General features: G+C 44.3%; 24 protein-coding genes. 18 read left to right on the top strand and 6 right to left on the bottom strand.

Annotated features, from left to right (window positions below):
* Positions 1-198: 198 nt before the first annotated feature.
* The 6 genes from HBA50_RS08835 (at position 199) to HBA50_RS08810 (ending at position 6,823) form a co-directional block, all read left to right on the top strand.
* A complete protein-coding gene (locus tag HBA50_RS08835; RefSeq protein WP_045497859.1) occupies positions 199-1,197 on the top strand; it encodes a uroporphyrinogen decarboxylase family protein in 999 nt (332 codons plus the stop codon).
* Positions 1,198-1,212: 15 nt separating this feature from the next.
* A complete protein-coding gene (locus HBA50_RS08830; protein WP_045497857.1) occupies positions 1,213-2,097 on the top strand; it encodes a transporter substrate-binding domain-containing protein in 885 nt (294 codons plus the stop codon).
* 21 nt (positions 2,098-2,118) lie between these two features.
* Positions 2,119-2,811, top strand: a complete 693-nt coding sequence (locus HBA50_RS08825) for an amino acid ABC transporter permease (RefSeq protein WP_045497855.1) — start codon at positions 2,119-2,121, stop codon at positions 2,809-2,811.
* Between the two features lie 3 nt (positions 2,812-2,814).
* The gene (locus HBA50_RS08820) at positions 2,815-3,501 is read left to right on the top strand and encodes an amino acid ABC transporter permease (protein ID WP_045497853.1); all 687 of its coding nucleotides are present in this window, start codon (positions 2,815-2,817) and stop codon (positions 3,499-3,501) included.
* A 12-nt stretch (positions 3,502-3,513) separates the two neighbouring features.
* Positions 3,514-4,278, top strand: coding sequence for an amino acid ABC transporter ATP-binding protein (locus tag HBA50_RS08815; protein WP_045497851.1), 765 nt, complete (start codon positions 3,514-3,516; stop codon positions 4,276-4,278).
* Positions 4,279-4,711: 433 nt separating this feature from the next.
* Positions 4,712-6,823 carry an ATP-dependent Clp protease ATP-binding subunit gene (locus HBA50_RS08810; protein WP_045497848.1) on the top strand — a complete coding sequence of 704 codons (2,112 nt, stop codon included), beginning with the start codon at positions 4,712-4,714 and terminating at the stop codon, positions 6,821-6,823.
* A 110-nt stretch (positions 6,824-6,933) separates the two neighbouring features.
* Here the strand turns inward: HBA50_RS08810 and HBA50_RS08805 are convergent, their stop codons facing one another.
* Positions 6,934-7,806 carry an AraC family transcriptional regulator gene (locus HBA50_RS08805; RefSeq protein ID WP_142322402.1) on the bottom strand — a complete coding sequence of 291 codons (873 nt, stop codon included), beginning with the start codon at positions 7,804-7,806 and terminating at the stop codon, positions 6,934-6,936.
* A gap of 264 nt (positions 7,807-8,070) precedes the next feature.
* A complete protein-coding gene (locus HBA50_RS08800) occupies positions 8,071-8,421 on the bottom strand; it encodes a hypothetical protein (protein WP_045497846.1) in 351 nt (116 codons plus the stop codon).
* Between the two features lie 288 nt (positions 8,422-8,709).
* On the opposite strand from HBA50_RS08800, the gene HBA50_RS08795 reads away from it, so the two are divergent.
* The 9 genes from HBA50_RS08795 (at position 8,710) to HBA50_RS08755 (ending at position 16,926) form a co-directional block, all read left to right on the top strand.
* Positions 8,710-9,168 (top strand): CtsR family transcriptional regulator, encoded by a 459-nt coding sequence (locus tag HBA50_RS08795; protein ID WP_045497843.1) that lies wholly within the window; start codon positions 8,710-8,712, stop codon positions 9,166-9,168.
* A gap of 4 nt (positions 9,169-9,172) precedes the next feature.
* Positions 9,173-11,602: an ATP-dependent Clp protease ATP-binding subunit gene (locus HBA50_RS08790; RefSeq protein ID WP_045497841.1), complete on the top strand. Its 2,430-nt coding sequence runs from the start codon at positions 9,173-9,175 to the stop codon at positions 11,600-11,602.
* Positions 11,603-11,616: 14 nt separating this feature from the next.
* Positions 11,617-12,057 carry a GNAT family N-acetyltransferase gene (locus HBA50_RS08785; protein WP_045497838.1) on the top strand — a complete coding sequence of 147 codons (441 nt, stop codon included), beginning with the start codon at positions 11,617-11,619 and terminating at the stop codon, positions 12,055-12,057.
* A gap of 84 nt (positions 12,058-12,141) precedes the next feature.
* The gene (locus HBA50_RS08780) at positions 12,142-12,624 is read left to right on the top strand and encodes a hypothetical protein (protein ID WP_045497836.1); all 483 of its coding nucleotides are present in this window, start codon (positions 12,142-12,144) and stop codon (positions 12,622-12,624) included.
* On the top strand, positions 12,608-13,009 hold the full coding sequence (locus HBA50_RS08775; protein WP_045497834.1) for a DUF4430 domain-containing protein: 402 nt from the start codon (positions 12,608-12,610) through the stop codon (positions 13,007-13,009). The genes HBA50_RS08780 and HBA50_RS08775 overlap by 17 nt, the downstream gene beginning before the upstream one ends.
* 179 nt (positions 13,010-13,188) lie before the next feature.
* The gene (locus HBA50_RS08770) at positions 13,189-14,247 is read left to right on the top strand and encodes an AAA family ATPase (protein WP_045497829.1); all 1,059 of its coding nucleotides are present in this window, start codon (positions 13,189-13,191) and stop codon (positions 14,245-14,247) included.
* A gap of 21 nt (positions 14,248-14,268) precedes the next feature.
* Complete coding sequence (gene pnuC, locus HBA50_RS08765; RefSeq protein WP_045497826.1) at positions 14,269-15,084, top strand: nicotinamide riboside transporter PnuC; 816 nt, start codon at positions 14,269-14,271, stop codon at positions 15,082-15,084.
* Between the two features lie 57 nt (positions 15,085-15,141).
* Positions 15,142-15,930 carry an NUDIX domain-containing protein gene (locus tag HBA50_RS08760; RefSeq protein ID WP_045497824.1) on the top strand — a complete coding sequence of 263 codons (789 nt, stop codon included), beginning with the start codon at positions 15,142-15,144 and terminating at the stop codon, positions 15,928-15,930.
* 234 nt (positions 15,931-16,164) lie between these two features.
* Positions 16,165-16,926: a hypothetical protein gene (locus HBA50_RS08755; RefSeq protein ID WP_045497816.1), complete on the top strand. Its 762-nt coding sequence runs from the start codon at positions 16,165-16,167 to the stop codon at positions 16,924-16,926.
* A gap of 59 nt (positions 16,927-16,985) precedes the next feature.
* On the opposite strand, the gene dusB is transcribed toward HBA50_RS08755, so the two are convergent.
* Together dusB and hslO are read right to left on the bottom strand one after the other, a co-directional pair.
* Positions 16,986-17,963, bottom strand: coding sequence for a tRNA dihydrouridine synthase DusB (gene dusB, locus HBA50_RS08750; protein WP_045497813.1), 978 nt, complete (start codon positions 17,961-17,963; stop codon positions 16,986-16,988).
* Positions 17,950-18,822: an Hsp33 family molecular chaperone HslO gene (gene hslO / locus HBA50_RS08745; RefSeq protein WP_045497810.1), complete on the bottom strand. Its 873-nt coding sequence runs from the start codon at positions 18,820-18,822 to the stop codon at positions 17,950-17,952. Before hslO ends, dusB begins: the two co-directional genes overlap by 14 nt.
* A 226-nt stretch (positions 18,823-19,048) precedes the next feature.
* Here hslO and HBA50_RS08740 point away from each other — a divergent pair, with 226 nt between their 5' ends.
* Both HBA50_RS08740 and trxA read left to right on the top strand, forming a co-directional pair.
* Positions 19,049-19,270 carry a DUF4649 family protein gene (locus HBA50_RS08740; protein WP_045497807.1) on the top strand — a complete coding sequence of 74 codons (222 nt, stop codon included), beginning with the start codon at positions 19,049-19,051 and terminating at the stop codon, positions 19,268-19,270.
* 14 nt (positions 19,271-19,284) lie between these two features.
* Positions 19,285-19,599 (top strand): thioredoxin, encoded by a 315-nt coding sequence (gene trxA, locus HBA50_RS08735; protein WP_045497805.1) that lies wholly within the window; start codon positions 19,285-19,287, stop codon positions 19,597-19,599.
* Positions 19,600-19,690: 91 nt separating this feature from the next.
* On the opposite strand, the gene HBA50_RS08730 is transcribed toward trxA, so the two are convergent.
* Entirely contained in the window at positions 19,691-20,359 is a 669-nt protein-coding gene (locus HBA50_RS08730) for an MIP/aquaporin family protein (RefSeq protein ID WP_045497802.1), read from the bottom strand.
* A 220-nt stretch (positions 20,360-20,579) separates the two neighbouring features.
* Between HBA50_RS08730 and HBA50_RS10445 the strand changes: the two genes are divergently transcribed.
* Positions 20,580-20,924 (top strand): hypothetical protein, encoded by a 345-nt coding sequence (locus HBA50_RS10445; protein ID WP_045497799.1) that lies wholly within the window; start codon positions 20,580-20,582, stop codon positions 20,922-20,924.
* 89 nt (positions 20,925-21,013) lie between these two features.
* On the opposite strand, the gene pepF is transcribed toward HBA50_RS10445, so the two are convergent.
* The gene (pepF, locus tag HBA50_RS08725) at positions 21,014-22,810 is read right to left on the bottom strand and encodes an oligoendopeptidase F (RefSeq protein WP_045497795.1); all 1,797 of its coding nucleotides are present in this window, start codon (positions 22,808-22,810) and stop codon (positions 21,014-21,016) included.
* Positions 22,811-22,869 lie beyond the last annotated feature (59 nt).

Here is a 22,869-nt window from a genome sequence, read left to right as displayed (position 1 = left end):
ATATCTTGTCTTTCTAAAAATAGTAAGAAAAAACAGGTTTTTCATAGAAAGCTGAAAAACCTTGCTAAAGCTAGCTTGAGCTAGCTTTTTTAATTTACTCTTATAAATATTTTTAATCGAGCTGATAGGAAATATATATTTGGAAAGCTTACTTTTCAGTGATATGATAATAGCAATCAAATTGAAAAGGAGCAAGATATGTCTAAAAGGGAGTTGGTTTTAAAAGCCTTTAAGGGGGAAAAAGTTGACCGAGTGCCAGTTGGTTTCTGGCATCATTTTACCAGCGAGGATGAGTGGCTGGCTGGTTTTGGCAATCAGACTATTATTGAGAAAAATCTGGCAGGCCATCAAGCATTTCTATCAGAAGTTAAGCCAGACTTTGTCAAACTGATGAGCGATGGTTATTTTGCCTATCCGAATGAGCGCTTGAAAAAAGTTCAATCTATCAAGGACTTGGCAGATATCGAGCCGTTAGGCGCCGACCATCCTTGGATCAGTGAGCAGGTGGAGCTGGTTCAAAAGATTAGGGCCGGCTTCACAGAGGATTTGGTTGCTATTTACAATATTTTTGCACCGGTGACCTACTTCAAATGGCTGGTTGGCAAGGTTGCTGGAGGAGATGACATCATTGCAGATTTTCTAGCAGAGGATGCGGAAGTGACAAAGCGGGTGCTGGATGTGATTGCTCAAGATATTGCGGCTCTGACAGAACGCATTATCAAGGAAGCTGGTGCAGATGGAATTTACCTCAGCGTTCAGAGCATTCAGGATGCGAGAGTGTCGGTCGAAGATTACAAGGCTTTCATCGCTCCTGGTGAATTAGCGGTGCTGGAAGCAGCCAATGCAGCTGGTGGAGTAAATATTCTGCATATTTGTGGCTACGAAGGTGCGCGAAATGACGTTCATCTTTTCACAGATTATCCAGCTCAAGTTATTAACTGGGCAGTGGGGCCAGAAGGTATCAGTTTGGCGGAAGGTCGTAAATTATTCGGCGGTCGGACCGTTCTAGGTGGCTTTGAAAATGGCAAAACTGGTCTGCTCTACACAGGTAGCCAAGAAGCTATTCAAAATGAGACTAAGCGCTTGATAGCAGAGGCTGGCAAGGATGCTTTGATTATCAGGGCTGACTGCACCATCCCAAGCGATATTGATCCAGAGCGGATTGAGTGGGTTCGTCAAGCAGCGAGTTTAGCATAAAAAGGAGACGAAAGAATGAGTAAGAAAAAATGGATTATCGGTGGAGTAGCTGTGATTGCTATTGTTGCCGCAACTTATTTTGGACGGACCTTAACAGGGGCTTCGTCCAGTAAGGCGAGTAGTTCGACATCAGGTAGTGACAAGGTTACGACTTTAAAAGTAGCTCATACGCAAAACTACGTTCCTTACGACTTTTTGGACGAAAAAGGCCAGTCAGATGGGTATGAAGTAGCGGTACTCAAGGCCATTGATGAAAAATTGCCAGATTATCAGTTCGAATATACTGGCACCAGTGACGAAGATCTTTTGATTGGTTTGGAATCTGGGAAATATGATATCGGAACCAAGGGAGCTTGGTACACCGAAGAGCGGGCGAAGAAGTTCATCATTCCAGAAAGTCCTATCGGAGCTAGCATCATCGGCTTCACCATCCGAAAAGCAGATGCAAATAAATTTAAAAATATTGATGATTTTGCCAAAGAAAAAGGAAAATTGGTGCCGATTTCACCACAGAATGCTCAATGGACAGTGATTGAAGAGTACAACAAAAAGCACAGTGTTAGTCCAATTGAGTTGACCGCAGCAGAGTCTTTTCAGATAGCGGATGCCTATGCTTGGGTCTTGGAAGGTCGCTATGATGCCTTCTTTGATATCAAATTGTCCTTTGAAAAAGCTGTCACAGACAAGGCAGGTTCCTACCATCAGTATGCGGATCAGTTGAGCTGGTTCCCTTATAAGGGTATCCCTACCTATCCACTCATTCATAAAGATAAAAAGAATGAGGAGTTTGCCAAAGCCTATGAAAAGGCTATTAAAGAGCTGGAGAAAGATGGGACACTCTCTAAATTATCGGAAAAATACTTTGGTGAAGATGTCTTTTCTCATGTAGATAAAGACTAAAAGCTGGAGAAAGGAGACCGTATGGTCGCTTATGATTTGTCCCGTGTTTTTGGCTTGCTGCCTGGTTTGTTACAGGCCTTGCCGACTACTTTATGGATTATGTTCGTGACGGTTTTGATTGGCTCCTTGCTAGGTGGTCTGTTGGTCTGGGCTCAAGTTGCGGAGGAGCCGACTTTTGCTGGTCTGGCTAGAGGATATATATTTATCCTTAGGTGTACACCGCCTATTGTCTTGCTCTTCTTGGTCTTCTATGGCATTCCAGAGTTTTTAAAATGGTGGTTGGGACTGGATATCAACAATTGGTCACGGACCGTATTTGTCATTATTACCATGATTCTGCTCTTTGCGGCCATGATTGCAGAAGTCTTCAAGGCAGCCTATCTAGCTGTTCCCAAGGGACAGACCGAGGCGGGTCTCAGTATTGGCTTGACACCGCTGCAGACTTTTCTGCGCATCATTCTGCCACAGGCTTTTCGCATTGCCCTACCCAATCTGACTACCGCCTTTCTTAATCTCATGCGGGATGCTGCGCTGGCCTATACGATTGGGGCAGTTGATGTCATGGGAGCGGGGCAAAATCTCATCAGCCGTAATCTGGGCAATTATTCCCTCGAAACCTATACAGCGGTGGCTTTGATTTACTGGGGGATTGCCCTAGTGGTTTCGCTGGCTTCCCAGCTTCTGGAAAAAAGTCTGACTGTCAAGGAGAGGTAAAGCATGGATTTGAATTATATTGTAAATACCTTTCTGGTTACTTTGAAAGGCATACCGGTAACCCTGATCATTATGGTGGTGGCTATTCTGCTCAGCTTTATTCCGGCCCTGCTTCTAGCTCTAGGTCAGATTTATAAAGTCCGAGGTGTGCGGACCTTTTCGGTGGTTTATCTAGCCTTTATTCGAGCAACGCCGCCCATTTTACTTATCCTCTTTTTCTACAGTCTATTTCCTAGCTTGCTGAATCAATTTTTCAAAAGTCTAGGCAGTCAGGTAGATGTCTTTAAGTTCAATCCGCTTTACTATGCTTTCATCATCTATAGCCTGATGACGACAGGCAGTTTATCGGAAATCTTGCGCTCTGCTATTTTGACAGTGGATAAAGGACAGTTAGAAGCAGCTCAGGCGATTGGGTTAACGAATTTTCAAGCCTATCGGAGGATTGTTTTTCCTCAGGCATTGCGCTCTGCCCTGCCCAATCTGGCCAATCTGGTTATCAATCTAGTCAAGGGAACCTCGCTGGTATTTGTCATGACGGTGAAAGATATCACAGCTTTGGCTAAGGTCGAAGCCTCCCATTCTTACCAGTATTCAGAGTCTTACTTAGTGATTTTTGTTATTTATCTCATTATTTGTGGCTTGATTCAGTGGATTTTTAGAAGCTTGGAAAAGCGCTACGCTCTTGCTTAGGAAGGAAAGATTATGTTAGAAGTAAAACATATCTCCAAACGATTTGGAGAGCACCAGGTGCTGGCAGATGTCAGTCTCAAGGTCAATCAAGGTGATGTTGTGGTTATTCTGGGACCCTCAGGCTCTGGGAAAACAACATTTCTGCGCTGTCTGAATCACTTAGAAAAAGCGGATAGTGGTCAGTTGACTTTGGCTGGTAAGGACTATGATTTGGCTAAACTCAGCAAAAAAGAGATTTTGGAAATTCGTAGAAAGACGGCCTTTGTCTTTCAACATTATAATCTCTTTGCCAATAAAACAGCCCTTGAAAATATCTTAGAGGGCTTAGTGATAGCACGTAAGATACCGAGGGAAGAAGCGCTTGAGATTGCGGAAGAGTCCTTGAAGCGCGTGGGCCTCTTAGCCTACAAGGACTATTATCCTTCGCGGCTATCAGGCGGCCAGCAGCAGCGGATTGGGATTGCCCGTGCCATTGCCGTCAAGCCAGATGTCATCCTGCTGGATGAACCAACTTCGGCTCTAGATCCGGAATTGGTCGGTGAAGTTCTCAGCGTCATGAAACAGCTGGCCCAGGAGGGAGTGACCATGGTCGTTGTGACCCACGAGATGAGCTTTGCCCGTGATGTGGCCAACCATGTCATCTTTATGGACGGAGGTCACATCGTCGAAGAAAATCCTCCTCAGGAATTCTTCACTAGTCCTAAGGAGGAGCGGACCAAACAGTTTCTGTCCCGCATTCTGTCGGATGCCAGCTATAGTGTAGAGTATATGATTTAACTTGTATCAAAATAGAGAAACTTTCTCCATATTTTAGTGTGGAGGAGGTTTTTTGATTTTTTAAAAATTATGTAAATTTTTTATTAAAACCTATTGACAAGGGGGGAAAAAGGATGTATAATTACAACTGTAAACAAAAAAGTTTACACAGAATTTATTCAGAAGATGGGGATGTAGCCAGTAGGCGATTATTTTTGGGAGGATTAAAAATTATGTAACATTATATTCTTCTGAAATAGCTCCAACTCATCCATAAAGTAAGAGACTGAAGGAGTCTTAATTTTTGGAAATAGAATAAGTTATGTAAAATAATAGATAGGAGAAGATCTCCGATATGAACATAAATGTATAGTAAGTAAGAAAGAGATTTCTTATCTGAAACTTTAGCAAATGAAAAAATGATATAAAAACGTATAAAAAGTGAGGAAAAATGATGAATAACAATTACAACAATTTTAACAATATGGACGACCTTTTCAACCAACTCATGGGGCGCATGGGTGGCTACAACAGCGAACACCGGCGCTACTTGATTAATGGTAGAGAGGTCACACCGGAAGAGTTTGCTCAGTACCGGGCTACTGGCAAGCTTCCTGGTCAAATGACTAGCGAACAGGATGTGCAAGCTGGAGCGCATGGACCTAAGCAAGATGGCATTCTGGCTAAGCTAGGTCGCAATCTGACTCAAGAAGCGCGTGATGGTAAGCTGGATCCAGTCATTGGACGCAATAAGGAAATCCAAGAAACAGCTGAAATCCTTTCCCGCCGTACTAAGAATAATCCGGTTCTGGTCGGAGATGCCGGAGTTGGTAAGACAGCTGTCGTAGAAGGTTTGGCTCAGGCTATCGTCAATGGTGATGTGCCAGCGGCCATCAAGAACAAGGAAATTATTTCTGTTGATATTTCTGGCTTGGAAGCTGGTACTCAATATCGTGGTAGCTTTGAAGAAAATATCCAAAACTTAGTCAATGAAGTCAAGGAAGCTGGCAACATTATCCTCTTCTTTGATGAAATCCATCAAATTCTGGGAGCAGGTAGCACAGGAGGAGATAGCGGTTCTAAGGGCTTGGCGGATATTCTCAAACCAGCGCTTTCTCGTGGGGAGTTGACCGTTATCGGGGCTACTACTCAAGACGAGTACCGCAATACTATCCTTAAAAATGCAGCTTTGGCTCGCCGTTTCAATGAAGTCAAGGTCAATGCACCGTCTGCTGAGGACACCTATCAGATCCTTCGAGGTATTCGGGACTTGTACGAAAAGCACCACAATGTCATCCTGCCAGATGAAGTATTGAAAGCAGCTGTGGACTACTCAGTTCAGTATATTCCACAACGGAGCCTGCCAGACAAGGCGATTGACCTGGTCGATGTGACTGCTGCCCACTTGGCAGCCCAACATCCAGTGACTGATGTTCATGCAGTTGAGCATGAGATTGCTGAACAGAAAGACAAGCAGGAAGCGGCTGTTGAGAAAGAAGATTATGAAGCAGCTCTGAATGCCAAGACCCGTATTGAAGAGCTGGAAAAGAAAATTCAAAATCACACTGAGGATATGAAGGTGACGGCGACAGTCAATGATGTGGCAGAGTCTGTTGAACGGATGACGGGAGTGCCTGTCTCACAGATGGGTGCTAGCGACATTGAGCGCCTCAAGGGCATGAATGATCGTCTTAAAGCCAAGGTGATTGGCCAAGACAAGGCTGTAGAAGCTGTGGCTCGTGCCATCCGCCGTAACCGTGCCGGCTTCGATGAAGGCAACCGTCCGATTGGCAGCTTCCTCTTCGTTGGTCCGACAGGTGTCGGCAAGACTGAGCTAGCTAAGCAACTAGCTCTGGATATGTTCGGTACCAAGGAAGCGATCATCCGTCTGGATATGTCAGAATACTCCGACCGGACTGCTGTTTCCAAGCTGATTGGTACCACTGCAGGCTATGTCGGCTATGATGACAACAGTAATACCCTGACCGAGCGTGTGCGCCGCAATCCATACTCTATCATTCTCTTGGATGAGATTGAAAAGGCGGATCCACAGGTGATTACCCTTCTCCTTCAAGTTCTGGATGACGGCCGCTTGACAGATGGTCAAGGGAATACAGTCAACTTCAAGAACACGGTCATCATTGCGACTTCCAATGCCGGCTTTGGCTATGAAGCAGGCTTGGAAGAGGATGCAGAAAAGCCTGATCTGATGGATCGACTCAAAGCTTATTTCCGTCCAGAGTTCCTTAATCGTTTCAATGCAGTGATCGAGTTCTCTCATCTCAAGAAAGAAGACCTGATGGAGATTGTGAATCTCATGTTGGTTGAAGTAAATCAAACCTTAAGCAAGAAGGAAATTGATCTGGCTGTATCTGATGCAGCTAAGGAATTCCTGCGCGATGCTGGTTATGACCAAGTCATGGGTGTTCGTCCGCTTCGCCGTGTTATCGAGCAACAAATCCGTGACAAGGTGACTGACTTCCACTTGGATAATCTAGATGCTAAGCACTTAACTGCAGATATGGAAGATGGAACTTTGGTGATCCGTGAAAAATCAGCAGAATAACTACCTATAACTTTCAAAATCCCGTAAAACGAACAGATATTTAGTCTGTTCGTTTTTTTATTAATCATGTTCAGATAAAAAAATCTCCAATCAGTTGACTGGAGATTTTCTTACTTTCTTCGGTATTGACTGGGTGTCATTTGATAGTATTTTTTAAATTGCCGGTTGAAATTAGAAAGGTTATTAAAACCAGACTGGCTTGAGATTTCAAGAACCGACAGAGTGGAGTGCTGGAGGAGCTCGGCAGCCTTGCGCAGGCGGAATTGAATCAGATATTCAATGCAAGAGACACCCAGATGTTTTTTGAAGAAATTCATGAAATGCGTCGGACTGTAGCCGCAGATGCCAGACAGCTGATCAATAGACAGTTCTTCCTGATAATGCTCATTGATATAGTCGATGATAGATCGAATTTTCTCTTCCTTGCGGTAGCCCTCGGCAGATAGCTCCTTAGAAACGATATAGTCGTTCTCAAAGAGTAAGTAGAAGAGCTGATTGAGCTGGGCCTTGAGCTGAAATTCATAGTATTTCTTTTGGCAATAACCCGTTTCCATAGTAGCTAGCAGGCATTGACGAATTTCCTCATAGGCTTGATCAGTCGGCTTGATGACATGGACAAAGTCCAGTTGACCATTGTAGAGAGGCTGTAAGTAGTGGATACTGGCATGGTCCATGGCCGAATAGCCCATTAAGTCCAAGTGAAAGTTAATGGCATCCATGTAGTGGCACTGCTGCTCAATCGGATGAATGGAGTGAAGGGCATTGGGACGAATCAGGACAATATCGCCCTTGTGGCTGTTAAAATAATGATCGTCAATATGAAATTGGGCACTTCCTTCGTGGACGTAAATGATTTCAACATCGGTGTGCCAGTGGAAAAGGATGTCAGGCTGGCCGTTTTCCGTAATGGTCCGCGTCAGAGAATAGGGGGTCCCTTGATTCTTATATTCAGTAGTTTTGTGCAATTGGCCCAAATCCATCATAATGCCCTCCTTCGTAGAATACTATCATTTTTTAAAGAAATTAGATTAGAAAATGTGTTTGCCAACTATTATAATATAATTAAAAAGAAAATGAAAGTAGGAAAATAGAGAGGAGAAAATTTTCTGAAAGTCTAGTTTAGGCTGGCAGCGTGGACGAACCATTTAAGAATATTTGGCTACCATCCAGCTCCTTATAGAATAAGAAAAGTGTGGAATCCATGACTCTTTCGAGCTCATGTTGCTTCCACACTTTTTTGTGCTGTGTTATCTAGCGGCCTTTTGTTCTTTATGTTTGTGAAGGATAAAGGAGTTTGAAAAACTCAGGCTTGCTAGTACAAAAAGAAGAAGGGTTGTTGCTGGATAGCTAAGGGAGATATGATTGGTTTTGATGATAAAGAGAAGGGCAAAGGCAAGAATGGCAAAGAAGATGCTAAGGCTCCAAGTCATTCGGCGACTGAGTAAGTGCTGCTCAAAGAGCAGAGGAATAAGGAGACAGCCTAGAAGAAGGCTCGTTGGGAAAACGACATACTCGGCAGAAAAAATTGTCAAGATACTCAGAGTGACAAACAGGCAGCTAAGTACATGATGGGTATAGTTGAGCCAATTTATTTTCATTGGAAAACCTCCTTTTGATGATGATTGTTTGGATACGGTTGATGGTGTAAACACCACACTTTCACACCTTTATTATAAGTCTTTAAAAGTAAAAAGCAAGCGATTACAATCATATTTACTCAGCCTATCAATCTTTTTCATTACTCTGAATTATCAGATATTTTCAAGCTTTCTGGTACTTCTTTTTCTTTCAAAAAATAGATTTTTTCGGTATAATAGTCAAAGATAGTCAATGTTAGAGAAGACTTGAATGCTTATTTTTAGATATAACAGATAGAAAGGTATATCATGGGCATCAAAAATACCTCGGATAGTATAGAAGAATATATCAAAACAATTTTGGCGCAGGCGGGTATGGTCGAGTTAAAGCGCAGTGAGTTAGCTGATGTTTTTCAGGTGGTTCCGAGTCAGATCAATTATGTGATTAAGACACGCTTTACGGAGAGTCGGGGTTATATCGTCGAAAGCAAGCGCGGTGGCGGTGGCTATATCAGGATTGGTAAGATTGAATTTTCCGATCAGCACCAAATGCTGTCTGATTTGTTGGCCAATGTCGGTGAGTCGCTCAGTCAACCAGTTTTTTCAGATATTTTGCAGTGGCTCTTTGATGAAAAAATTATTAGCCAGCGTGAGGGAGATCTGCTCCTAGCGAGTGCCAGCGATGCTGTCTTGGGGGCAGAGGCTCCGAGGATTCGAGCTAGAATGTTACGGAAAATTTTGCAGCAATTAGATAGAAAAGGAAATTAAGAATATGAATTATTCAAAAGCTTTAGTAGAAAGCTTGGAGGCGGCTCAGCTCTTAGCCGGTCATTTTGCTACTGATTATTTAGAATCGTGGCAAGTGCTGATGGCTCTGGCTAATAATCCCTACAGCGTGGCAGGCTCGGCTCTAAATGAATTCCCTATTGAAGTGGATAAACTGGAAGAAGCAGCCTTTGACATTACTGGAAAAGAGTATCAAAAACAAGGCGGTTTTGACTTATTGCCTTTCTCTCACCGTTTGGAGGAGCTCTTTACTCAAGCAGGGCATATTGCGGAAGCCGTCCACGCTAAAAGCTTAGGGACAGAGCACCTGCTCCTAGCCATGCTATTTGATCGTGGGACCTTGGCAGCCCGTGTGTTAGAAGCTGCAGGCTTCGGCTATGATGATAAAAGTTCAGCCCCTCGATTTAGTGATTTGCGAAAGGTTTTGGAGCAGCGTGCTGGCTGGGGCAGAGAGGAAATCAAATCGATCCGCTCGCTAAATAAAAACACGGCCTCTGCCAAGCAAACCATGGCGAATATGATGGGCATGCCTCCTTCAACCAGCGGTGGTCTGGAAGACTATACTCGGGATTTGACAGAACTGGCTCGGGCTGGTCGTCTGGAACCAGTTATCGGTCGGGACGAGGAAATTTCTCGGATGATTCAGATCCTCAGTCGCAAGACAAAGAATAATCCAGTACTTGTCGGTGATGCGGGGGTCGGTAAGACAGCTCTGGCTCTGGGTTTGGCTCAACGTGTGGCAGCTGGTCAGGTTCCAGCAGAACTTGCCAAGATGCGCGTTTTGGAATTAGACTTGATGAATGTTGTCGCTGGGACTCGTTTCCGCGGAGACTTTGAAGAACGGATGAACAATATCATCAATGATATTGAAGAAGACGGTCATATCATCCTCTTTATCGATGAGCTGCATACCATCATGGGCTCTGGCAGCGGGATTGATTCGACCTTGGATGCGGCCAATATCCTGAAACCGGCTCTGGCTCGGGGAACCTTGCGGACAGTTGGAGCTACGACGCAGGAAGAGTACCAAAAACATATCGAAAAAGACGCTGCTCTGTCTCGGCGTTTTGCCAAGGTCACTATTGAAGAACCTACTGTGGCCGACAGCATTGCTATTCTGCAGGGTTTGAGAAAGAGTTATGAGGATCACCACAAGGTGCAGATTAGTGATCAGGCCATCGAAACAGCGGTCAAGTATGCACATCGCTACCTAACCAGCAAGCATCTACCAGACTCTGCTATTGACCTTTTGGATGAGGCCAGTGCAACTGTGCAGAACAAAGGACCGCAGAATTATAAACAGTCGGATTTGACGCCTGTGGATCAGGCTTTGATGGCTGGAAAGTTGAAAAAAGTCGGTCAGCTACTGGCAAAAGAGCAGGAGCCAACTGTTTACAAGCTGAAAGTGGAAGCAGGGGATATCTTAGAGACTCTCAGCCGCTTGTCTGGTATTCCTGTGCAGAAATTAACTCAGACAGATGCCAAAAAATACCTCAACTTGGAAAAAGAACTACACAAGCGGGTTATCGGACAGGATGCAGCAGTTTCGGCTGTCAGCCGAGCTATTCGTCGCAATCAATCGGGCATCCGCACCGGCAAACGCCCAATTGGTTCCTTTATGTTCTTAGGGCCAACGGGTGTCGGAAAGACTGAGCTGGCTAAGGCCTTGGCAGAAGTTCTCTTTGATGATGAATCAGCCCTGATTCGCTTCGACATGAGTGAATATATGGAGAAATTCGCAGCGAGTCGTCTCAACGGGGCGCCTCCGGGCTATGTAGGTTATGAGGAAGGCGGCGAATTGACGGAAAAGGTTCGCAACCGTCCATATTCTGTCCTCCTTTTTGACGAGGTAGAAAAGGCTCATCCAGATATTTTCAATGTCCTCTTGCAGGTCTTGGATGATGGTCAGCTGACCGATAGCAAGGGCCGCAAGGTGGACTTCTCCAATACCATCATTATCATGACCAGCAATCTGGGGGCAACGGCCCTGCGGGATGATAAGACGGTTGGTTTTGGGGCGCGGGATATCCACTTTGATCAGGCCAATATGGAAAAACGCATTCTGGAAGAATTGAAAAAGACCTACCGGCCTGAATTTATCAACCGGATTGACGAAAAGGTGGTCTTCCACAGTCTATCTGCTGAGGATATGCAGGAAGTGGTCAAGATTATGGTGCAACCGTTGATTAAGAGTCTGGCAGAGCAAGGCATCGTGCTTAAATTCCAAGCTAGTGCCCTGAAATTGCTGGCTCAGGAAGGTTACGATCCAGAAATGGGAGCGCGGCCGCTGCGCCGTACCCTGCAGACGCAGGTGGAGGACAAGCTGTCTGAGTTGCTCCTGACTGGAGATTTGGCAGCTGGTCAAACGCTTAAAGTTGGCGTCAAAGGCGGTCAACTCAAATTTGAAATGGCTTAGGGAGGATGTGTGCAATGGAAATTCGTGTGATGACAGAAAAGGATTATGCCTCTGTTTACCAGCTGTGGCTCTCTTGCGCTGGTATGGGGCTCAATAACTTAGATGACTCTGAAGAAGGGATTGCCCGTTTTTTGAAGCGCAATCCTGAGACCTGTCTGGTTGCCTTGGAAGGGGAGAGCTTTATAGGTGCTATTCTAGTTGGCACAGATGGACGTAGAGCGTACATTTATCATACAGCTGTCCATCCATATTTTCGTAGAAAAGGAGTAGGCAGAGCTCTGGTCGAACAGGCCTTGTCAGCAGTGAAAAGACTTGGTATCCATAAAGTATCGCTGGTCGTTTTTGAAAGAAATGAACTGGGCAACCATTTTTGGCAGGAGCTGGGATTTTCAGTTAGAAATGATCTGCTTTACCGAGATCAAGGACTAACGGAGATGATTCGACAGGATACATAAAAAGCTGATTTACTTAGCATTCTTGCTAGGCTAGTCAGAACCGTGTTATCATACTGAAGAATATCGCTTAGAAAGGCAGAAACTGTGTCTCTTCGTTACCTTACTCGAATCGCTCTTCTGGCGGCTGTCTGCGTCGTGCTTCGTTATGCCTTTGCTGGCCTGCCCAATATCAAGCCGATTACAGCGCTGTATTTTCTCTTGGTGGATTTTGAGGACTTGAAGGGCTCTCTTCTAGTCATGTCTATCAGTATCTTTGTATCTTCTTTCCTCTTTGGAATGGGACCATGGGTTCTTTTCCAGATCTTATCCTTTACGGTGGTTATTTGCCTATGGTACCTACTGTATCGGCGACTAGGCTTGTTTGGCCAGAGTATGTTGGCCTTGTTTTTAGCCTTTAGCTATGGTCTTGTGATTGATGGTATCACAGCCTTGCTTTATCAAATGCCTTGGTGGACCTATGTGGCAGCGGGAGTGGGCTTCAATCTAGCCCACGCCTGGTCCACGATGCTCTTCTATCCTATTTTGTATTTTATTTTAAGGAGACTTTATCATGAAAAAAATCTTTAGCTTACTTACGCTTGCCTTTGCTCTCTTCTTAGTGGGTTGTAGCAATAGCCAAACAAAAACTGATACCAGCTCTAGTTCGGCTGCTTCTTCCGTCAAAAAGGAACTGAAAATCAGCATCAGTATTGCACCAGAAGGTCAGGAGAAGAGCGAGAAAACGGTGGCTGTTGAAGAAGGAAAGACAGCGATGGATGCTTTGAAGAAGGCCTATAAGGTCGAAGAAAAAGATGGTTTTATCACTTCTATTGACGGTCATGCTCAGGATGAAGCGAAAGGACTCTACTGGATGTTTAAGGTCAACGGAGAAATGGCTCCTAAGGGTGCCAATCAAATCACGCTCAAGGATGGAGACAAGCTGGAATTCTACCAAGAAGTCTATCAGCAATAAATCTTGTAGAAAAAGAATCTGATGCTTAAAGCATTAGGTTCTTTTTTGTGCCCTTGATACAGTTTTAAAGTGTCTGAAAAATATTTTTATAAAATTTTATAAAAAACTATTGACAAAAGAAAAATATAGTTTATAATAAAATCATAGAAAGAATAAAATATAATAAAAAGGTTAAGCGTATGAAAGAAAAAATTGCAATCGTCTTTGGGACCTTTGCTCCCTTGCATCAGGGGCATATTGATTTGATTCAGAAGGCGAAGCGTTCTTACGACAAGGTGCGCGTGGTAGTTTCTGGTTATCAGGGAGACCGTGGAGAGGAAGTAGGTCTGCCTCTGCAGAAGCGCTTCCGCTATACGCGTGAGACCTTCGCAGATGATGAGTTAACAAAGGTTTATAAGCTAGATGAAACTTTCTTTCCCCGCTATCCTCTGGGTTGGGATCAGTGGTTGCCAGCTTTATTGGACTTAGTGGGCTATGATTCAGAAGACGAAGAGTTGATTTTCTTTGTTGGAGAGGCTGACTATCAGGAGGAGTTAGAAAAGCGTGACTTCAAAACTTCTTTGCAGGAGCGACAGTTTGGGATTTCAGCAACGATGATTCGGGAAAATCCTAGTCGTTATTGGAAATATATCGCCCAACCTTTCCGCCGTCACTTTACTAAGAAAGTGCTGATTATGGGTAGCGCCAGCAATGGTAAAACGACCTTGGCCAAGGATTTAGCTCGCTTCTATGATGCTCCTGTCAGTCTAGAATATGCTCGGGAATACCAGATTCAAAATAACGTGCGAGACGATGAGCTGACACCTAAGGACTACTATTATTTGCTCTTGGGACAATATGCTCAGACTTCCCGCTTGATTGACAGCAGCGCCAACCGTGGTCTGGTCGTGGCTGATACAAATTCGCTAGTAACCAAGGCTTACTATGATTATTATCTGAAAGAAAGTCCCGTTCAAGATGAGGAGACAGATACCTTTGACAATCTCTTTGCTAGCATTTTGGCCAAGGAAAAATGGGATTTGATTCTCTTTGCTGAGCCGGTCGGATCCTATGTCAACGATGGCTTTCGCGATATGAGCATGGCAGACGAGGCTATCCGGAGTGATTTTTCAAGCTATTTGAAAAAGCTGAAAGAGCAGTGTTTAGCTCATATTCCGACGGTCTATCTGGCTAACAGTTATTTGGACAATTATCAGGCGGCTAAAGAAGCGATTAACAAGATTTATCAAGCAGATTAAAAAAGAAAGTGGTAAAATAGAATGGTAGTAAAAAATCAAAAACTCTCTCCTGCGGCTCTCTCCGCAGGACTAAAACAAAAATCTCAAACCTTTGCTCGGAATTTCTATAATGTCTGTGCAGCAGCTAAAGAACAGGGCTTTAGCGGTATTGCCAAATTGCTCTGGCAGGATTTATTTGGCGGGCGTAGCTTGGCTCAATGGCTTTACTTGATAGCTCTGTCTAGTCTGCCTTTCATTTTGGAGTTTACCAGTGGTCAGAAGCAGCATGACTGGCTGGGACTCTTTGCTTCCTGGACAGGCATCGTTTGCGTTATTCTAGTGGCCGAGGGGCGGGCTAGCAATTACCTCTTTGGGGCTGTTAATTCGGCGATTTATCTCATCTTGTCCTTCCAGGCTAGCTTTTATGGAGAAGTGCTGACTACGGTTTACTTCTTTATCATGCAGCCGATTGGCCTTTATACTTGGCTGTCCAACCGGGTCAATGAACAAGATAAAGAAGAGCCGTCTCATTTTGAAGCTAAGAAGTTAGACTGGCGTGGTTGGCTTAAATATTTGGCCTTGACTGCCTTGATTTGGATTGGTATGGGCTTTGCCTATAAGAGTATTCACAGTCACCGGCCTTTCCGCGATAGTGTGACAGATGCGACCAATGGTATCGGTCAGCTTCTCATGACGGGTCTCTATCGCGAGCAGTGGATTTTCTGGATTGCAACCAATCTCTTCAGTATCTACCTCTGGTGGGGCAGCAATCTTCACATTCAGGCTATGTACTGGGTTTATACCCTTAATAGTATCGTTGGCTGGTATCAGTGGACCAAGGCAGTGAAGAAAGCTTAGAGCAAGATTTGGAGGATTTTTGATAGAAAAGATAACTTAGGAAAGGAAGAAATATTCATGACCAAACAGGATATCCCAGCGGGAATGTCGGAAAAAGAGTATTACGAAACAATGGCGGATGAGCCCGCCTTTTTGGCATGGTACAAGACACAGGATTTGCCTAAGTATGAGACGCCCAGCGTAACAGCGGATATGGTGGCCTACTGCTTCGTAGAAGGCCGGTTGAAACTCTTGGTTATCAAGCGCAAGGCCCACCCTTATCAGAATAAATATGCCTTGGTTGGAGGCTTTGTGGATAAAAATGAGGATGCCTATCAAGCCTGCATTCGGGAAGTCAAGGAAGAAGTGGATCTCGAGATACCGCTAGAAAAAGTGGAGCAGTTGATGACGGTCTCTACTCCAGGACGCGATCCGCGCGGTTGGGTCATCACCATTGCCCATTTGGTCTATCTACCGGCAATCGCTATCAACCAAGTCAAGGCTGGTGATGATGCCAAGGAAGTCACTTTTCTCGATGTGGACTTTAAGACAAAGAGCTTTAGAGATGGTGAACGGCTCCTGACAGCAGAGGACTTTGCCTTTGACCACTACCAAATCCTGCTGGAATCTATCAAGCGCATTCAAGGGCGACTGGACTGGAATCCAACTTTTCTCCATTTACTGGAATCGCCCTTTACTGTCTATGAAGGGACTGAGCTGGTCAATCTCATCTCGCCTAGACGACCGATCGTTAGCAATAATTTTCTCGTAAAATTTGGAGAATACTTGGAGGAGGCCGGTGTCAAGCGCGTGCCAAAGAAGAAGCCGAGAAAAGTTTATAAACTGAAGACAGAAAAATCGGATTAAAAGAAAATTGATGATATAGTTTACTTGCAGGACAAAAATGTTCTGCTTTTTTTATTTTTATTACGAATATAAAAGTAGCGACATATCTACTGAGGAAGAGAGGAGGCCTAAGTTCTGGATGATGCTTGCTTCAAAATTTTTTGAAAAATTCCATTTAGCTAGTTGACATATTTTGTTACGAGTGTTACAATAATATTACAAAAAGATTTCCGAATGTTACGAAGGAGAAGAAAAATGAAAACTAAGACTTATACAAAATTGATGGCTGCTACTGTTCTAGCTTCTAGCTTACTTTTAGGGGCTTGTGGTCACAAAGAAGAAACCAAGCCTAGTGCAAGTTCTAGCAAGACAGTACAAACTTCTTCTAGCTCTAAAGTTGCTTCATCTAGCAAAACTAGCAGCGCTCCAAAAGCCAGCAGCAATGCTTCTTCAAATAAAACAGTAGGGCAAGCGGAACAAGTACAGAAAGCTGTGGAATCCGTTCAACCTTCACAAAACCAAACACAACAAGGGGTGGATCAGCAAGTTCAAGCTCAACAAAATACACAGGCTCAACCAAGCCAATCTCAACAAGCTCCTAGTCAACAAACTACGCCGACTCAACCAACTAAACCAAATCAAGCAACTCAGCCAGCCCAACCGAGTCAACCAGCTCAAAATCCAGCTACTGATCGTCAGCTTCAAAACAAGCAGGCAGAAACAAATGCTCGCTATAAAGGCGTTTTGAATATGGTGGATGGAGATTTCTCTGCAGCGGCTGGTAGTTGGGCAGATGCAGGAGGTAGTACAGTGACTGTTTCAGCAGGCGGACAATTTAGCGTCAAGTCAGCGAATGGAACTGTCAATACTTACCATGTTGCTTCATATGCCTATACTTTGGATGATGGTCGCTATACAGCTCAGCTGGGTTCTGCTGAGCCATCTGCTCCTAAATTGGGCATCCAAATCACCACTGGCGCTGATGGTAAAGTAGCTAGTGTTCAATTGATCAAATAAGAAAAAAGAAATTTGCAAAAAAAGGATGTATCTTTTTAGATGCATCCTTTTTTATTTCTTTAATGTTGGAGTTGCAAGAGTTCCTCGATCTCTGCCAATGTGCTGGCCTGTGAAATGGCTCCGCGAAGTTTAGCTGCACCAGATGTCCCACGAAGGTAGTGAGGAGCGAGTCCGCGGAATTCACGAACGGCTACGTTTTCTCCTTTGAGGTTAATCAAGCGTTTGAGGTGTTCATAAGCAATCTTCATCTTGTCTTCAAAGGTCAAGTCTGGCAGGATTTCGCCTGTTTCAAAATAGTGATTGATTTGGTTGAAGAGGTAGGGATTTCCCATGGCAGCTCGTCCAATCATAACAGCGTCAGCGCCGACTTCTTCGATACGTTGTTTGGCTTCTTGTACGCTGCGGATATCACCGTTGGCGATGAAAGGAATCTTTGTCAGGGCTTGGGCTACGTCGTGCAAGGTCTCAAGGTCTGCGTGACCTGTGTACATTTGTTCACGGGTGCGACCGTGCATGGCCAAGGCTGAAACGCCAGCGGCTTCAGCTGCTAGAGCATTTTCTACAGCCAGTGAGCTGTCGGACCAACCTGTCCGCATCTTGACTGTCAGAGGGATATCCAAAACGGACTGAACCTTGTTGATGATTTTATAGATTTTCTCAGGATCCTTGAGCCACATAGCGCCAGCTTCGTTTTTGACAATTTTATTGACCGGGCAGCCCATATTGATATCGACGATATCCGTCTTGGTGTTTTCTTGGATAAATTCTGCTGCGCGGGCCAGGCTGTCTTCGTCACTACCGAAAAGCTGGATAGAGACAGGGTTTTCGCCTTCATCGATGTGAAGCATGTGAAGGGTTTTTTCGTTGTTGTATTGGATGCCCTTGTCAGAGACCATTTCCATCACGACCAGGCCTGCTCCCAGCTCTTTGGCAATGGTCCGGAAAGCAGAGTTGGTTACACCGGCCATGGGCGCCAGAACCGTACGGTTGGGAATTTCAACATTTCCAATCATAAAAGGGGTATTAAGATTTGTCACGAATCAGTTCCTCCAGGTCGTTTTGGTCAAAGTGATAGGCTGTCTGGCAGAATTGGCAGATGATTTCAGCCCCGTGGTCTTGGTCACGCATCTCTTCTAAGTCAGCCTTTGGCAGGGTAGCCAAGGCATTCATGAAGCGCTCTTTACTGCAATCACATTGGAAGCGGATTTCTTCTTCAGACAGGCGTTTGTAGGGTTCATCACCATAGATGGCAGCCAGCAGTGCTTCGATATGGTCATCGGATTCTAGCAGTTTTGAGATAGCAGGCATTTCTTGGATCCGCTTCTCGAAGCGAGCAATATCAGCTTCCTTGGCACCAGGCAGAGCCTGTACCAAGAAACCGCCAGCAACCTTGACTTTATCATGCTCATCTAAGAGAACATTGAGGCCAACGGCAGAAGGAGTCTGCTGGCTCTCAGTCAGATAGAAGGCTAGGTCTTCGCCGATTTCACCAGAGATGAGTGGCGTCATAGAATTGTAGGGATTGCCAGTGCCGTAGTCCGTGATAACCAAAAATTGACCAGAGCCGACAAAAGGGCCGACCAGAACTTCGCCAGTGGCTGTCTTTTTAATATCGACACCGGGATTTTGCACATAGCCCTTGACATTGCCTTCGGTATCCGCCACGGTGATGATTGCGCCTAGCGAGCTAGTACCAAGAACCTTGACGGTGATCTTGGTCTGGCCCTTTTCATTAGCCGCCAAAATTTGACTGGCAATCAGTGTGCGGCCGAGTGCCACGGTAGAGCTTGCTTGAGTTTGATGTTTTTCTTGAGCGGTCCGAACCGTCTCTGTGCTATCCAGCACATAAGCGCGGAAAGAACCGTTTTCTGAGATAGTTTTAATAATTTTGTCCATACCTTTTATTTTAACATAAAAATAAAAACAAACGTAGCCTTTGTGCTTGTTTTGCCAAAGATTTCTTCTTTAGATTGTGCTAGAATCAAGTCAAACAAAAAGGAGAAGATGATTAATCAGAATTTAGAGGCGATCTAGCAGTGGCGGATGCGTTTGATTTGACAAATGTAACATATTTAGTTACAATTAAATCATAAATTACGAATGGAATCAAAAAGGAGAGCTTATGATTGAAATTACTTATCTAGATGCAGCTAAGTCAGAACGGAAGATAACTTTCGAGTCTTATGAGGAGTTTGAACTATCCCAGCAAGCCTGCCTGATCGGGGTGGCGGATTATCATCCAGTTAAAAAGTTAGTTTATAATGGCCATGATTTGGACTACCATGGGACTTATGGAGATGTGTACTTTTTCCTGATGAAACAGGATTTGAGCCAATATAAGTAAAAAGGAGAAATACAATGTCAAAAGCAATTACAGATGCAACATTTGAACAAGAAACAAAAGACGGTTTGGTCTTGGTAGATTTCTGGGCAACTTGGTGTGGTCCATGTCGTATGCAAGGTCCAATCTTGGATAAATTGTCTGAAGAGCTTTCAGAAGATGTCTTGAAAATCGTCAAAATGGATGTTGATGAAAATCCAAACACAGCTCGTGCCTTTGGAATCATGTCTATCCCAACCCTTCTCTTCAAAAAAGACGGTCAAGTGGTCAAGCAAGTCGCTGGTGTTCACACTGCGGAACAAATCAAGGCGATTGTTGCGGAATTGAGTTAATCACGAACACTCCCATTCAAAAGGGAGTGTTCTTTTGATTTCATAGAAAAAGCCCTGTTCCTCAAATTGAGGCCAGGGCTCTTTTTGTTTCTTATTCTTCTGTTCCAAGGCAGTTTTTAGCAACAAGAGCTGCAAGAACACCACCTACGATTGGGGCAAGGATGAAAATCCATACTTGTTTAAGAGCAGCACCACCTACCAAGACAGCTGGCGCCAAGCTACGAGCTGGGTTTACTGACAGTCCAGTGATGTTCAATCCCACAAGGATCATAGCTGTCAATGACAAACCAATCACTAAACCAGCAATCGCACCATTTCCCTTGCTTTCTGAAGTCACGGTCATGATCACCAAAACAAACAAGAAAGTTGCGATGACTTCAAACAGGAAACCACCAAAGACAGTTACACCGTTTGCCAAGGCATTTTCACCAAGACTAGCAGTTGACATGCCTGAGTTTGCCAAGAGGAAGAAGACCGCACCAGACGCAAGGAAAGCTCCAACCACTTGTCCAAGGATATAGTTGACAAGGTCTTTTGATGACAAGCGTTTGTTTACAAACATAGCGATTGAAACAGCTGGGTTCAGGTGAGCGCCTGAAACAGTTCCGATTGAGAAAGCTGCTACCACGATTGCCAAGCCAAAGGCAAGAGCAATTCCAAGGTGTCCAAGACCTTTAACACCATTTCCAAAAACAACGGCTCCTGTTCCGATGAACACAAGCATGAAAGTACCGATTAATTCAGCGACAAATTTTTTCATTTTCTATCTCCTTTTTAAAAAATCTATGTATTAGTCTATCAAAACAAACAGGTGGATTCAAGAAAAGTGCTCTGAACATATATTTTGGCTGGAATATCCTTTGTTTATTACAGGAAAAATAGAGTAAATGGTCTATCTCCCAGTTTTTTTGTTGGAAAATATAGTTTTTAGGTTATAATAGGAAGAAGGTAAATTACAAGGTATAGAAAGGTCGCTGTTTATGCTTGAGTCATTATCGCAGTTTGGCTTTATTTTGATGGTTTTTACTCCGTTTATTGCGGTGCCAATTTTCTGTTTCTTTGTGGGCTGGATGATTCCTAGGTCGCAAATAACGGAAAAAAGCATCATGGCTGTATTAAGCTTTGTCCTTTTTTGCTTGGTTTTGATTTCATATTATGCCCCTCAACTGTTGGGAATGTTTTTTTGGGGGCTTATCTGGTTCTTTATTGGCCTCCTACGTGCTAAAAATTATAGCAAGTCACAGTTCTGGATAAGGTGGCTTATATTTAGCGTCTGTTTTACAATCTATATTTTGGTTTATCTATATTTCTTCAAACTTTTTTAAAAATTTGGCTTCAAATTTCATTTTAGGAACAGATTTAATTGAATCATGTAAAAATAAGACTGAGATAAAAATGTCTCAGTCTTGTTTTTTTACTCCCCCAACTCCTCACTGTAAGCAATAATCTGATCAACTGTGTCGGACAAGAACTGAATCGTGTCACGAAGGGGTTTGTCTGTCGAAATATCTGCTCCGATAATCATAGCTGACTCAAGAGGGGTCTTGCTGCCACCAGATTTGAGCAGTTCAATCCAGTCACGGGCACCATTTTCGTCATTTTTTAGGTGTAGGTAGCCGGCGGTAGAGATGACCAGACCAGCTGAGTAAGTATAGCTGTAAAGTCCCATGTAGTAGTGGGCTTGACGCATCCAGGTCAAGGCAGCATCATCGTCAATCTCAACAGCATCGCCCCAGAATTCTGTCAAAACTTCTTTCATGATAGCGTTGAGTTTGCTCGCACCGAAGGTTCCGCCTTCTTCAATCAAAGTATAGACCTTGCGTTGGAAGGCAGCTTCAAGCAAGTGAGTAATGAAGTTGTGGAAGTAGGTATCCGTCAGACGGTGAGCCAGGGCAAAGCGTTTCTGGCGCGGGTTATCAAATTGGCGCTCCAGATAATCACTGAGCAGGAGCTCATTAAAGGTAGATGGTGCTTCCACATAGTAGGTGGACATGTGGGCGTTGAAGTAGCTTTGGTGATTGTCAGAGAAGATAAACTGACCAGAGTGGCCGATCTCGTGAATCAGAGTATAGACATCGCTCATGCGGCCAGTCCAGCTCATGAGGACATAAGGGTGGACCCGATAAGGATCAGCAGCATAGCCTCCAGAGTCTTTCCCGGCATTGGCCGCAAAGTCGACCCAACGTTCTTCCTTATACCGGGCAACTTCTTGACAATACTCTTGTCCGAGTGGCTCGACTGACTTCATAACCAGGTCGTAGGCATCATCAATACTGACTTCGGGATTGAGCTCGCTGTCCAAGTCCAGCTTCCAGTCAGCAAAGGTCATTTTTTCAAGTCCGTTTACCTTAGCGACATGCTTGAGGTATTTCTGAGCTACTGGGGCAAATTCGCTCATAATCAAGTCAATCTGCCGGTCAAACATAGAGCGATCAACTTCTTGCTCAGCTAGCAAGTAGTCAAAGACAGACTCATAGCCCTTCATGTCAGCCAGCAATTTTTCAGACTTAACCTGAGCCAGATAGGTAGCAGCGGCAGTGTTCTGATGCTGACGAAGCCCTTCTGAGAAAGAGCGGAAAGCTTTTTCGCGGATTTCTGCATTTTCATGGTTTTGATAGAAATTCTCATAGGTAACAAAGCTGTTTTTGTAAACTTTGCCGTCTACTTCAAAGTCAGCCATGGCAAAGTCGCCAGCCCGCATCTTGGTGTAAATATCCTGTGGACTGTAAAAGACTTCACCTAGATTAGTCAAGGCTTTTTCGACATCCGCTCCCAGATAGTGGGCTTTTTTGATTTTAGCCTGGCGGATGGCTGATGTCAGATGGGGCTCTTGGCCTAGTTTCTCCAAGACAGCCTCGTCTGCACCGACTAGGGCGTCGTCAAAGAAGCTGAGGGCGACATTGGCCTCGGTCTCAAACTCCATGGCTGCTTGGGCAATCTGCGCAAAGCTCTCGTCACCAAAGTCAGTGGTCTGTGGCATAAAACCGTAGTTGCCGATGTGGCTGATTTGGATATAAATCTGCTCTAGCTCAGCAAATGCCCGCTCAAAATCTTCGAAAGTGCTGAGCTTACCTTGGTAATCACGGACGAATTTCTGGATGTCCTCTCTGGCCTTTTCAATGGCCCGTAGGAAGTCCTCTTGGTCTTGGTAAAGGGCTGTTAGGTCCCAGAGTTCATTTTCCGGAAATTCAGAACGATGTTTTTGTTCCATAGTCTACTCCTTTTGTCATATATAGAAATAGTATAGCAAAAAATCCCCCAAAATGTCTT

It is taken from the genome of Streptococcus cristatus ATCC 51100 (assembly GCF_011612585.1).
GTDB lineage: Bacteria > Bacillota > Bacilli > Lactobacillales > Streptococcaceae > Streptococcus > Streptococcus cristatus_H.
This window is presented reverse-complemented; position numbering and strand designations above follow the sequence as displayed.

What these genes read in the sequence shown, in the direction of transcription:
- HBA50_RS08835 (WP_045497859.1), top strand. Translation starts at nt 199, where the DNA reads ATGTCTAAAAGGGAGTTGGTTTTAAAAGCCTTTAAGGGGGAAAAAGTT.
- HBA50_RS08830 (WP_045497857.1), top strand. Translation starts at nt 1,213, where the DNA reads ATGAGTAAGAAAAAATGGATTATCGGTGGAGTAGCTGTGATTGCTATT.
- HBA50_RS08825 (WP_045497855.1), top strand. Translation starts at nt 2,119, where the DNA reads ATGGTCGCTTATGATTTGTCCCGTGTTTTTGGCTTGCTGCCTGGTTTG.
- HBA50_RS08820 (WP_045497853.1), top strand. Translation starts at nt 2,815, where the DNA reads ATGGATTTGAATTATATTGTAAATACCTTTCTGGTTACTTTGAAAGGC.
- HBA50_RS08815 (WP_045497851.1), top strand. Translation starts at nt 3,514, where the DNA reads ATGTTAGAAGTAAAACATATCTCCAAACGATTTGGAGAGCACCAGGTG.
- HBA50_RS08810 (WP_045497848.1), top strand. Translation starts at nt 4,712, where the DNA reads ATGAATAACAATTACAACAATTTTAACAATATGGACGACCTTTTCAAC.
- HBA50_RS08805 (WP_142322402.1), bottom strand. Translation starts at nt 7,806, where the DNA reads ATGATGGATTTGGGCCAATTGCACAAAACTACTGAATATAAGAATCAA.
- HBA50_RS08800 (WP_045497846.1), bottom strand. Translation starts at nt 8,421, where the DNA reads ATGAAAATAAATTGGCTCAACTATACCCATCATGTACTTAGCTGCCTG.
- HBA50_RS08795 (WP_045497843.1), top strand. Translation starts at nt 8,710, where the DNA reads ATGGGCATCAAAAATACCTCGGATAGTATAGAAGAATATATCAAAACA.
- HBA50_RS08790 (WP_045497841.1), top strand. Translation starts at nt 9,173, where the DNA reads ATGAATTATTCAAAAGCTTTAGTAGAAAGCTTGGAGGCGGCTCAGCTC.
- HBA50_RS08785 (WP_045497838.1), top strand. Translation starts at nt 11,617, where the DNA reads ATGGAAATTCGTGTGATGACAGAAAAGGATTATGCCTCTGTTTACCAG.
- HBA50_RS08775 (WP_045497834.1), top strand. Translation starts at nt 12,608, where the DNA reads ATGAAAAAAATCTTTAGCTTACTTACGCTTGCCTTTGCTCTCTTCTTA.
- HBA50_RS08770 (WP_045497829.1), top strand. Translation starts at nt 13,189, where the DNA reads ATGAAAGAAAAAATTGCAATCGTCTTTGGGACCTTTGCTCCCTTGCAT.
- pnuC (WP_045497826.1), top strand. Translation starts at nt 14,269, where the DNA reads ATGGTAGTAAAAAATCAAAAACTCTCTCCTGCGGCTCTCTCCGCAGGA.
- HBA50_RS08760 (WP_045497824.1), top strand. Translation starts at nt 15,142, where the DNA reads ATGACCAAACAGGATATCCCAGCGGGAATGTCGGAAAAAGAGTATTAC.
- HBA50_RS08755 (WP_045497816.1), top strand. Translation starts at nt 16,165, where the DNA reads ATGAAAACTAAGACTTATACAAAATTGATGGCTGCTACTGTTCTAGCT.
- hslO (WP_045497810.1), bottom strand. Translation starts at nt 18,822, where the DNA reads ATGGACAAAATTATTAAAACTATCTCAGAAAACGGTTCTTTCCGCGCT.
- HBA50_RS08740 (WP_045497807.1), top strand. Translation starts at nt 19,049, where the DNA reads ATGATTGAAATTACTTATCTAGATGCAGCTAAGTCAGAACGGAAGATA.
- trxA (WP_045497805.1), top strand. Translation starts at nt 19,285, where the DNA reads ATGTCAAAAGCAATTACAGATGCAACATTTGAACAAGAAACAAAAGAC.
- HBA50_RS08730 (WP_045497802.1), bottom strand. Translation starts at nt 20,359, where the DNA reads ATGAAAAAATTTGTCGCTGAATTAATCGGTACTTTCATGCTTGTGTTC.
- HBA50_RS10445 (WP_045497799.1), top strand. Translation starts at nt 20,580, where the DNA reads ATGCTTGAGTCATTATCGCAGTTTGGCTTTATTTTGATGGTTTTTACT.
- pepF (WP_045497795.1), bottom strand. Translation starts at nt 22,810, where the DNA reads ATGGAACAAAAACATCGTTCTGAATTTCCGGAAAATGAACTCTGGGAC.